Genomic DNA, 11,688 nt, shown 5'->3' with positions numbered 1-11,688 from the left:
ATCGAACTTCCATTTTTGGAAGCGAAAGTGTTCAAAATTAATTAGCAAAAAGTGTTCAATTCTACTTGACGGTCACATAAGCCTAACAATAAGATGCTATTATCCTATCCGACAGTCATAATCGATACGATTACAGGTTATTTTGCATCTAAGCCTTTATCATATCTCAGTGTTTCTAATAATGAGGATTTTTTGAATGATTTAAAACATATTTTTTATCTTAATGATTCTGAAGATGTTGACGCGGAAATTGCAAAAAACTTCTCAATTTACGGAAAGACATATGAACTCCATTACATTGATGAATTGGGCAATATTCGATTTAAACATTATTCTCCCCTAGAAATGTATGTTGAAAAGGATAGTAGTGGAAACGTTAAATTTGCAGTTCGCCCTTGGGAAGAAACATTATCGGATAAATCAAAAATTCAAAAGGTAGAAGTTTATGATTCTGAAGGTATATACAACTACACTGGTGATAATTACACCTTAGAAAGTAAAAGAGAACATTATTTTGGGGAGACTCCTGTATGTATCCACGTTAACAATGAAGAAGAAATTGGTGATTTTGAACAACTCATTCCAATGATAGATTCAGTTGAGGTTATGCTTTCGGATAGTAGTAATGAGCTTGAGGCATGGGTAAATTCATACCTCATTTTAGGTAAAATGAAGGGGACAAAAAAGGAAGACCTAGAAAAAATGAAACAGGAAGGTGCAATTCTTGCTGATGATGTTGACCAAGTAAAGTTTTTAACGAAAGAGGTTAATCCAGAATTTCAAAAGAACTTCTTTGAAACTGTTGATAAGCTTATACATAAATTTTCTACGATTCCCGATCTAACATCACAAAATTTTTCTAGTAATTTGAGTGGAGTTGCTCTTGAGTACAAACTTTTTGGACTTAGTTCTAAGGCAGCAACCAAAGAACGTAAAATGGAAAAGGCATTGAGGAAACGTATTCGTTTTATTTGTACCATATTAAATAAACAGGGTAAAGAGTATGATCCTTATGATATCCGATTCAATTTTGTGAGAAATATTCCACAGAACAAAGCCGAAATATCAGACGAAATCGTTAAACTTGCACCATATGTTGACATGAAAACATTGTTATCCATGCATCCAGATATTGCAGATGTTGATTTAGTATTGAAGCGACTTAAGGAACAATCTGATTCAATGGATTTAGATAATATTCAACATGTGAGTGAAAATAAATGAATGATTTCGAGAAAAGTCTATTGAAGGTTGTTAAAGAAATATACAATTTATCAGATAATGAATTTAATCAGGTTTTATTAAAATATAAAGCTAGTCGTGATAATATTATTCAATTTCTTGCTGAAGTATTTATTCAGCATGGTAATGATGGTCTTTTAGACTATATCCAATTGGATAGAAAAGGGGTAATTAAAGAATTCGATACTAAGATTGAAGATGAGTTAAAAGAAATTGGCTCATTGGAAATAGCTATTTTACTTAGTATTTTGGGAACTGTTACTCATCATACGTATCTCAAAACAGCCTCCCTGATGGAAAGGTATCTTAAATTGAATATTACCTCTTTGCAAATGAATCCATATTCAATAAATGAAATTGTAAACTTCAATTGGTCAGGAATTCCTTTTTCCGATCGCATATGGATGAATCAGCAAGCTCTAAAAAACTCGTTAAAAACAACCTTTGTAAAATCAATTCAAGATGGTGAGACTTTAGATAAAATTTCGAATAAGTTTAAAACTCACTTTAATAGTAATGCCTATCAATCTGAGAGATTACTTCATACAGAAACAGCAAGAGTTATAGCTAAGTCACATGAAGAATTGTACAGAGATACTAATCGAACAAAAGTAGAGTGGGTATCTGCTCTTGAAAAAAATACATGTGCTGAATGTGCTGATTTAGATGGAAGTATATTTGACATTGATGATCCGTCTAGACCAAAAATTCCAAGGCATCCAAATTGTAGATGTATCTATTCACTATATTAAGTTTTAACAATCACTTTTTCAAATGAGAAGGTGATTTTAAATTGTCTTTTTTCATGGTGTAGACGTAAAAGAACAGCATGAAAAAACAAAATATAATTGCGTTTCTAGGGCTTCATTAGCGTTAGAAGGGCATAGGAGGTTATTTAAATGGAGTTTAAAGATGTGAAAGAGTTTATTGAAGCAAATATGGAATCAGATGAAGTGAAAGAATATCTTCAGGGCTTTGTTAAAGAACCGAGCGTTGATGAGATTCTAGGAAAATTTGAATCTGATGAAAGTTTAAAGAAATGGCTTGAATCCGAAAAGGATAAGCATTTTTCCAAGGGATTGTCTACTTTTAAAGAAAAGACAATGCCTAAGCTAATTGAGGATGAACTCAAAAAGAGAACATCCGGCAAAGATGAAAAGGATTTACAGTTAGATTCTTTAAAGGCCGAAATTGAAAAGATCAAGCGTGATAAATTACGTGAGTCCCTGAAAAATGAAGCATTTAAAATTGCTACAGAGCATAAACTCCCATCTGACTTGATTGATTTCTTCATCTCTATTCAATCTGAAGACGATGAGGAAGGTACAAAAAGTAAAGAAGCAACAATGTCCAACATTAACAAATTAAAAGATGTATGGACAAATCATTTGCAGGAATCTGTGAGTGAGCGCATGAAATCAAACGGATTCACTCCAAAAGATGGAGATGTGAAACCAAATACATTGACTAGAGAGCAATTAGCAGGAATGTCCCCAGATGAGATTTCTAAGATGGATCAGAGCTTGGTCAATGAGGCATTAAAGAATAGTTAACTACGGACATGTTAATTCATGTCTATTTATTTTGTCTTGTTAAGCTTTTAGACGTTTAAAGAGGAAAGCACTATTACATAAAAATTAGAAAAGGTTAAGGTGATTTTAATATGTCAGTACAAACATTTATTCCTAGCGTATGGGAAGCGAAATTATTAACAGCATACCGTAAGTTCTCAGCAGCAGAGCTGGTAACGACTCCTCCAACAAAAATTGAAGGAAATAAAATTATTTTCAATCGTATTGGAGCTTCTCAACTTAAAGATTACAATGGTGAAGTTGAGTGGGATGCAGCAACTACTACTCCAATTGAGTTAAATATGGATCAAAAGAAATATTTTGCTATTGCAGTTGACGATGTTGATGCAGTTCAAGCAGCAGGAGATATTTTAGATGCTTACACTGAAGATGAAGCAGCGAATGCTAAAGAAAAAATGGATGGTTTTGTATTCGGCCTTTATACAGGTGCACATGCGGATAATGTAATTGGTACAGATACAGAGCCAATCCCATTGGATAAGTCTAATGTATATGATTACATTGTTGACCTAGGGACTGCACTTTCCAAAAAGAAAGTTCCAGTAGCTAATCGTTTTGTAGTGGTTAATGCTGAAGTTCTTGGACTTCTTTCTAAAGATGATCGCTTTACTCGTAATCCAGTTGTTCTTGAAAATGGTGTAGTGGAAGGACAAAAGATTAATGGATTACAAGTTGTTGTGTCTGAAGAAATTGCTAATGTTTCAGGCAAGTATAAAATCATGGCAATGCATAAATCTGCTATCGGTTTCGGTAAACAAATCGATAAAACAGAAGCTATGCGTTTAGAAAGTGCATTTAGTGATGGTGTACGTGGCTTGTTTGTTTATGGTTCTGAAGTAATTCGTCCTGAAGCACTTGCAGTTCTAACAGCTACAATCGGTTAATTTAATACATACGTAAATTAGGGATAGGGCGAAATGCTCTATCCCTTTTTATTTAAGGAGTTGATGTAACAAAATGTTTTTTAAAAATAAAACAACTGGTTTAGTTTGGGAAGTGACTCATCCTGACCATATTAAACGATGTCAAAATGATAATAATTATGAAGAAGTGAAACAGGGTGCAAAGGTAAAGGTTGAGCCGAAGCAAGTTGAAAAGAAAAAATCTTCTTCAAAGAAAAATTGAATAGGGTAGGTGATTAACTTGCCTTTCATTGAAAATATTAAACTCATCTTAGATATTGATGACAACTCTAAGGATGCAATTTTATACCTATATCTTGATAGGGCAGAGAACTTTGTAAAAGATTATTGCAATATTGATGAATTAAATCTCTCACTTGAAGAAACGGTGGAGGATATTGCCATTTTTCACTATCGTAATAGAGGTGTAGAGAATATGTCTTCAGAGAGAAAAGGGAATTTGTCTGAATCATATCGAGATGGATTGCCTTCGGAAATTTATAAAAAGTTAAATGAACATAGAAGGATGAAATTTATATGAGGTTAACTAAGACAGCCTATCTATTTGGTGAAAAAGGTGAATACCTGGGTACAGACAAATATGGTAAACCAATATACGGTGATCCTAAGCCAGATATACCGTTTAAAATGGAGATAGAGCCATTTAGTCCAAAATTAGCAGAGACACAATATGGTGCTTTTGTTGAAGTTAGATATAGGCTTTTTACTTATCCAAATCCGAAATTAGAATTAAACAACCAGTTTGTTTTCAAAGAAACAATATACAAAATAACTCAAGTTATGGATTATGAGAAGCACTATGAAGTTTTAGTTAAAGACAATGGTGAGTATAAGCCCAACTACTAATATAGTTAATTAATTGCTAGCCAAAGGGCGACAAGGACATCCGATGCAAGTAGGGATGTCCTTTAATATTTCATTAACATACATAAAATAAATAATACCTAGAGAGCGCCATATAAAATGGCGCTCTTTTTTTATTTCTATTTGAAAGGGGAGTTAATAAATTTGAGTGAAGAATTACAAATAAAAGTTGTCGGTAGTTTAGATGCCAATGCCACTCAACAAAAAATCCAACAACAATTAAAGAAAATTAAAGATACAGCTATTGAATTAAAGATTGACAATAAAGCTTTGTCGATAATCAAAGAGTTCAATGATGGATTTAAGCAGCTTGAAAAAGTTGCAAAGAATAGTGGCAAAGTCATTGAAGAAGCAATTATGCCTGATGGAACTAAAGTAAAGAGAACATTTTTTGATGGCTTAGATAAAGAGTTTGCCGAGACAACTACAAAGGCAAAAAACATGGGTAAAACCATGACAGACTCTTTTGGTAATGCTAAAACTACTGTTGATCAATTACGTGAAGGATTTACCAAGCTAATAAGAGAAAGCGAAAGGTTTAATGCTTCTCGCCAAAAAATATCCGGTACTATTCAGGCTCAGGATGATTTAGGAAATAAAAAGATTAAAATTAGCACAGATCATAATGGTGATGTAAGTGGATATAACATTACACAGGATCATAAAAAAGAATTAGATTTAATTGAGCAGATGGCTAGAGCTAGGGAACAGTCCACAGCCAGAAAACTTGCAGACGATAGAAAATTAGCAGAAAACCAAGCAAAGGCTATTAACTTAAACAGAGAATTATTGCAACAAGAAAAAGAGAAATTAGAGCTATTTAAGAAGAATTTTGCGATTGATGCTAATAAGTTACTTAAGACTCATGCAAAAACTGTTGATGGTGATGGCCTTAGAAAGTTAATGTATGATGTTGAAAAGCTTAATGTATCTATGCCTAATGTGAGTAAGCACATCCAAGATGCTAAATTGGGAATGAAACAATTTAGAGCTGAAGCAAGCGAAGCTGCAAGATCATCTATGACATTAGGACAGGCCCTAGAACAAGCAATGTTAAAATTTCCCATTTGGTTGGGAGCTTCAACAGCAATTTTCGGTACAATTCGGCTTTTCAAAGAAATGACAGGCGTTATACGTGAGGTTGACGATCGCTTAGTTTCTCTAAAGAAAGTTATGGATGAAGACACTAACTTTGCCAAACTTTTGCAAACAGCCATTGACTCTAGTGAAAAGTTTGCAAGATCCATAGGCGAATCCCTAGATGCAATGGAGGAGTTCGCAAAACAAGGTTATGTAGAATCAGAATTAAGGGATTTAACTGAAGCTGGACTTGTTGCAGCGAACGTAGCCGAACTAACAAGTCAACAGGCTTCAGAATATCTCACTTCTTCTTTGATACAGTGGAAAAAAGAAACATCTGAAGCAATGGGAATAGTTGATTCTTGGAATCAGATTTCAAACAACTATGCCACCACCTCAGAAAAATTAGCTCAGGGGCATTCACGTGCTGGTGCAACGGCTAAATTGATGAATTTGACATTTGATGAAACAAATGCAATTTTAGGAACGGTAACTGCTGCAACTAAACAGTCAGGAAATGAAATAGGAAACTTCCTAAAAAATGTCCTTCCAAGACTCACCAGCCAGCCTGCTGAAGATGCTTTAAGTATGGTCGGAGTAGACTTGTTAGATGTTAACACTGGGGAAATGAGACATGTAATTGACATTTACCAGGAAGTTGCTGACAAATTGAAAACTATGGACAAATATAATCAATCCATAGTAATTGAGGGATTAGCAGGTAAGTATCATGGTACACGTATGGCTGCTTTTTTGGATGATTTAGGCAGTGCAGATTCTATGTATAGGCAAATGTTAGATTCAAGTATGAACTCACAGGGTTCAGCATTGCAAGAAAATGAAGTTTATATGGAGTCAATTACAGCCAGGGCACAACTTGCAAGAGTTGAATTTGAAAAGATGTCTCTTTCATTTGGAGAAGCATTCTTATCAGAAACAATGATTCAAGCTTATCAAGGGTTTGGTGCTTTATTTGAAGCTATTACAAAAACATCAGGGGCAATTGGCGGATTACCCACGATTTTTAGTGCAGCCGGAATAGCAGCAGTAATTTTTAGTAAAAGCTTAAGAACTTTAACGACTGATTTTATTTTTCTTAAAGAAGGAGCCGATCGAGCTTCAATAGCAACAAAAGCATTAAGCATTTCATTTAAATCTATTGTTGCCAGTACGGGAGTGGGCTTAGCATTTCTTGGTATTGGATGGGCATTGGAACAAATGCTTGCTTCTATGGGGAGAGCAAGGGAAGCTCAAGAGGAAATGGAACAAAGGCAAAGAGATGCATTGTCTTCGTTTGAAAATGGCAAAAAAAGTTTAGACGAGTTAACCAAAAGCTATGAAGTGTATGAGAAAAAGATTTCTAGTGGTAACTATAACCTTGACGACTTAAACGAGTTCAACAGAATTCGCAATGAAATTGCAGAAGTATTACCTAATATGGTAATTGGAGAAGATCAATACGGAAATAAAATATTAAAAACAAGTGATCAAATTAACACACAGATTCAATCATTAGAAAAGCAGATTGAACTCCAAGAGAAACTAGACGCCATTAAAAGAAAAGAAGAAGTTGAAGATAATTATTCTACAGCAAAAAAAGAATTAGATAAGCAAAAAGATAATAAATCGAACTTTTTTGATGGAATGCAAGCACAGTATAATTCTGCTGAAAAACTATATAAGCAATTCGATAGTCTAGAGGAACAAAGACAAAAGAAGTTAAAAGAAGGCAAGGACTTAGATTTTTTACAAAAGGATTCTTATGATTACATACAAAGAAAAATACAAGAATATGAAAATCTAGACAATGTAATAACGGGAGCTTCTCTTACATTCCAGGATGCAGCGAAAGAATATATTAAAAATGCCATGACAATGGATGATAGTATCTCGAAGTCCACTGCATCAGTTATTGACGGATTTGTTTCTATCGTTGCTACAAGTGGAGCATCAGAAGATAAGATAAATGAAGTCTTTCAAAGCTTCAAGAACAATTTAGATAATAAGGATTTTAAAAAGCCTTTTATTGAATTAGGGGATGCAATAGAAGAGTATGAAAAGAAAGTAGAAGAGGGCCTAAGAGGCGATGATCTCAATGAATACTCCAAAAAGGTAGAAGAAGCTTTTAATAAAGTAAAATCATCACTTGTAAAAATTGCAAAAGATAACGGAATTGATGGGGCAGAATTAAAAGGTATTTATAGTGACCTTGATATGGTCTTTAAAAATTTTATTCTCTCTAATCTTGATTTCGAAAGTATTGCAAAGTCTACAGGAAAAACAGTTGAAGAACTAAAGATTGAATTAGGCTTCTTGAATGATGAACTAGGAGAAACGTCAGGCGCTACGGAGGCAGCAGACAAAGCAGAGGATCTTCGAACTGAACTTGAAAAATTAATTGATACATATTATGAATTAAATAATGCTAAACAACATGATCAAGCAGCAACTTTATTAGGAACAGATATATATAACGAATTTGCTAATCAGCTCTCCCCCATAAATAAACTTCTAGAAGACATGGCAGAAGGGAAAAGAATATCTGCGCATGAGGCAATACAATTAATTTCTAAGGAAAAAGACTTAGCAAATGCAATCAAGATTGAAAATGGGATAGTAAAAGTAAATCAACAGGCTGTTCTTGAACTAAGAGATGCTAAATTAGCATCATATCAAGACATGATAAAAGCAAAACAAGCAGAACTTGAGGCTGAAAAATTAGCTGTTCAACAAAAATTAAAGCTTTACAAAGTAGACCTTCAAGGTGTTAAAACTCTCGCTGAAGCAAGGGCTAGAGCAACGAAGCAAATGCTAGAAGCAACAGACGGAAACATGAGTTTCTTAATACAATCAGGTGCTTTTGGAGCAGTTAACAGAGAAATTCATCAAAACTTGGCTCCCATATTTGAAGCAGAAAAAGTGCTTGATAGTCTATCTAGTCTCGCAAGTGCAGGGCTTAAAAATGTCGGAACTAGTGCAGAAAAAGCCTCAAAAGCAACAGATAAAGCTAAAAAATCTCAAAAAGATGCAAATAAAGAATACGAACATTCTATTTATGTATCAGATAAGTTCAAACAAGCTTTAGAAAAACTAAATCTCCAACTAGAGAAACAACGTGCTTTACAGGAGTCACTTCCTAAGCATTCTAAAAAATATCGTGAAGCACTACAAAAAGAAATTAATTTATTAAAAGAGAAAAATAAACTCATCCAAGAAGAACACAAATCCATAAATAAACAAATCAAGTCGGGTAAGATTCAACAAAAAGGAATTGTTCAAGTTCCTTCTTCTGGAGTAACTCCTGTTTCAGTTAAATCAACAAAAGTGTCTGGATACTCAGGGCAGTACTCAAAAGAAATCAATGCTGCGGCTAAGAAGTATGGTGTAGACCCACACTTGATTGCAGCTATTATAAAGCAGGAATCTAACTTTAATCCAAATGCTCGATCACATGTAGGCGCACAAGGTTTAATGCAATTGATGCCAGCTACAGCTCGTGGTCTTGGTGTTAAAAATGCTTACAATCCTGCTGAAAATATTATGGGTGGAACAAAATATATTGCACAACAACTCAAAGCATTTGGAGGCAATTTAGAAAAAGCATTGGCTGCTTATAACGCTGGCCCTGGGAATGTTAGAAAATATGGCGGTATTCCTCCTTTTAGAGAAACTCAGAATTACGTAAAAAAAGTCGTAAGTGACTATAATTCAAAAATCGCTAATTCAACCTCTACAGTAGTTAAATCTGCCACTCAAAATGTTGCTAGTTATTACTTAAATAATTTCAGACAAACATCTAAATTTGGCGATACAGCAGGACGTTCATCTGCACACAAAGGATTAGATTTTGCTAATGGTAGACAAGGTGATCCAGTTAAGGCTTTGCGTGGTGGTAAGGTAATAACAGCCACATACAGCAATTCTGCCGGATATTGGGTTGTCGTCCAACAAGACGATGGCACTGTTGCAAAATATATGCACATGCAGAAAGGTCTTAATGTTAAAGCAGGACAAACTATTAAGGCTGGACAACAACTTGGCAAAGTTGGCAACACTGGACATTCAACTGGTGCACACTTGCATTTGCAAATTGAGCAAGGTGGAAAAGCAATTGACCCACTTCCATATTTAAAAGAACTTCAATCAAAACAATCTAAAGATGTTGCTCAACAAGCTAAAGATGTGGATGATGCTAAATCAACGCTGATTCAATTAGAACAAGACTCTTTAGAGATACAAAAACAACTCCAGCAATTATACATGGATATAATTGAGAGTCAATTAGCAGAATTCGATAGAATCAAAGAGTCTTATGAAGATGACTTAGCTAAGATTGATCTAATACAAAAACGTGAAGTATCCACTTCTAAACAATGGTTAAATCAACAAGCCAAAAAAGAAGAAATACTAAAAAAGCAAATTGATCAAGAAAAGAAAGCAATTGATTTCATTAAAAAGCAAATTAAGTCAAATAAAGACTTGAATAAGGCACAAAAAGCGCTCCTTCAAGATCAGTTGGTTGATAGATATAAAACATTATCTTCATTGGAAAGCACTCTTCTTGACGAACGTATATCAATGGCAGAGACCATTATTGATACATACAAAAAGGGATTGGAAGCTCAAAAGAAGGCTGCTTTAGATGCAATTGATGAGATTATTAAAGGAATAAACAAAGCGGCTGACGATGAATCCTATAAAAAGAAATTAGAAAAAGCTCAAAAAGACAGACAAGAAATTCTAGATGAAATTGCAAGCCTATCCTTGGATGACTCTGATGCAGCAAAGAAAAGAATATCAGAGCTTCAAAAACAACTCCAGGAACAAGAAGAGTCTTTGTTCGAGATGCAAGAAGACAGAGCCAGAGAAGAGCGAATTGCAAACCTAGAGGAACAGAAAGAGGAAATTGAAAATAAATATGATGATCTCCTAAACGATGAGCGTAAATTTAATAAAATGCGTTCAGATATTATCAATGCAAACACAAAAGAAATTAGAAAAGAATTGGATAAGTTTTATGCAAACATTAAAGCGAATACTAAGATTTTAGGAAAATCAATATCCAATAATCTAATTGATTTAATAAACCAAGCAAATTCCTATATGGGGAATAAAAAGAATAAGCCTATAAAGATTGCTCAAGCCAAAACAGGTGGACTATTGCCATCTTGGGGGCCTGAAGGGAAAGCCATGATTGTTCATGAAGATGAGATGATCTTGAGTAAACCTGATACATCTAATTTCCTAGAAGCAATGAAGGTGTCTAAGGATATATTTACTGGCAATCTTCCTAAAGATCTATTAACTAGTAAACTTCCTAAATTGCCTCAAATTAAATCTCCAACTATTGGTGGAGAACAAACTAATATAACAAACCACTTTGACTATGGCGGCATCAGTTTAAGAGTTGACAACTTAAAAGGCAATAAAAATGATGCAGAGATTCTTTTGGAAGAAATTTTTAATGGCGTCAAAGCAAGAGGTGGAAGATAAAGTATTTTACGGCACAATAATTATTAGCCTTTCAATTGGGACAAGTTCCTGGTTGAAAGGCTTTTTTGTCTTTTCATATTTCCATTATGATACAGACTCTTTGGACTAGTAAGTAATGGAAAAAGTGATATCTGATATATACGAATTAAAGGTTGAAGCGAATATTAAAGGATTTTCCCTTCTTATGTCGAATTGCCTAGATAGAGATATAAAGAAGGGGGTTAGTTGTATGCAAAATAAAGTTGCTTCTCTTTTAATGATTATTGGTTGCTTTGAAATTTTTATTGGTTTACTTATTGGTTTTAAAATGGCTTATGATTTTTATTTTGAATGGCCTGTATTCTTATTATGGGCTGGCATAGGAACTTTATCAGGTATCTTTGTTATAGGATTTGCTCAAGTGATCGAATTATTACATAAGATCAATGAAAAACTTGGTACAGAAGAAAATACAAAGGACACAGATGGGGATCAGGAGTAAAAGAACGATATAC

General features: G+C 34.1%; 8 protein-coding genes and 1 pseudogene. All 9 read left to right on the top strand.

The genetic code is table 11. The features are described 5' to 3' along the window. Window positions 1-87: 87 nt before the first annotated feature. Window positions 88-1,224: pseudogene (locus tag H9631_RS15830) on the top strand (phage portal protein); the annotation flags it as partial. After that, the gene (locus H9631_RS15825) at window positions 1,221-1,994 is read left to right on the top strand and encodes a minor capsid protein (protein ID WP_191814480.1); all 774 of its coding nucleotides are present in this window, start codon (window positions 1,221-1,223) and stop codon (window positions 1,992-1,994) included. The pseudogene H9631_RS15830 and the gene H9631_RS15825, both read left to right, overlap by 4 nt. A gap of 147 nt (window positions 1,995-2,141) precedes the next feature. Beyond that, window positions 2,142-2,795, top strand: a complete 654-nt coding sequence (locus H9631_RS15820) for a DUF4355 domain-containing protein (protein ID WP_191814478.1) — start codon at window positions 2,142-2,144, stop codon at window positions 2,793-2,795. 110 nt (window positions 2,796-2,905) lie between these two features. Then, entirely contained in the window at window positions 2,906-3,718 is an 813-nt protein-coding gene (locus tag H9631_RS15815) for a hypothetical protein (RefSeq protein WP_191814476.1), read from the top strand. Between the two features lie 73 nt (window positions 3,719-3,791). Beyond that, complete coding sequence (locus H9631_RS15810; protein WP_191814474.1) at window positions 3,792-3,959, top strand: hypothetical protein; 168 nt, start codon at window positions 3,792-3,794, stop codon at window positions 3,957-3,959. A gap of 18 nt (window positions 3,960-3,977) precedes the next feature. Beyond that, on the top strand, window positions 3,978-4,277 hold the full coding sequence (locus H9631_RS15805) for a phage head-tail connector protein (protein ID WP_191814472.1): 300 nt from the start codon (window positions 3,978-3,980) through the stop codon (window positions 4,275-4,277). Next, entirely contained in the window at window positions 4,274-4,603 is a 330-nt protein-coding gene (locus tag H9631_RS15800) for a hypothetical protein (RefSeq protein ID WP_191814470.1), read from the top strand. The genes H9631_RS15805 and H9631_RS15800 overlap by 4 nt, the downstream gene beginning before the upstream one ends. 162 nt (window positions 4,604-4,765) lie before the next feature. Then, window positions 4,766-11,194, top strand: a complete 6,429-nt coding sequence (locus H9631_RS22730) for a phage tail tape measure protein (RefSeq protein ID WP_191814468.1) — start codon at window positions 4,766-4,768, stop codon at window positions 11,192-11,194. 229 nt (window positions 11,195-11,423) lie between these two features. Then, entirely contained in the window at window positions 11,424-11,675 is a 252-nt protein-coding gene (locus H9631_RS15790; protein WP_191814466.1) for a hypothetical protein, read from the top strand. The last annotated feature ends 13 nt before the right edge of the window (window positions 11,676-11,688 follow it).

This window comes from Bacillus norwichensis (assembly GCF_014836955.1).
In the GTDB taxonomy this organism is placed as follows: Bacteria; Bacillota; Bacilli; order Bacillales; family Bacillaceae_C; genus Siminovitchia; species Siminovitchia norwichensis.
Note: the sequence above shows the minus strand (reverse complement) of the source record. Positions and strands in the feature narration are given on the sequence as shown.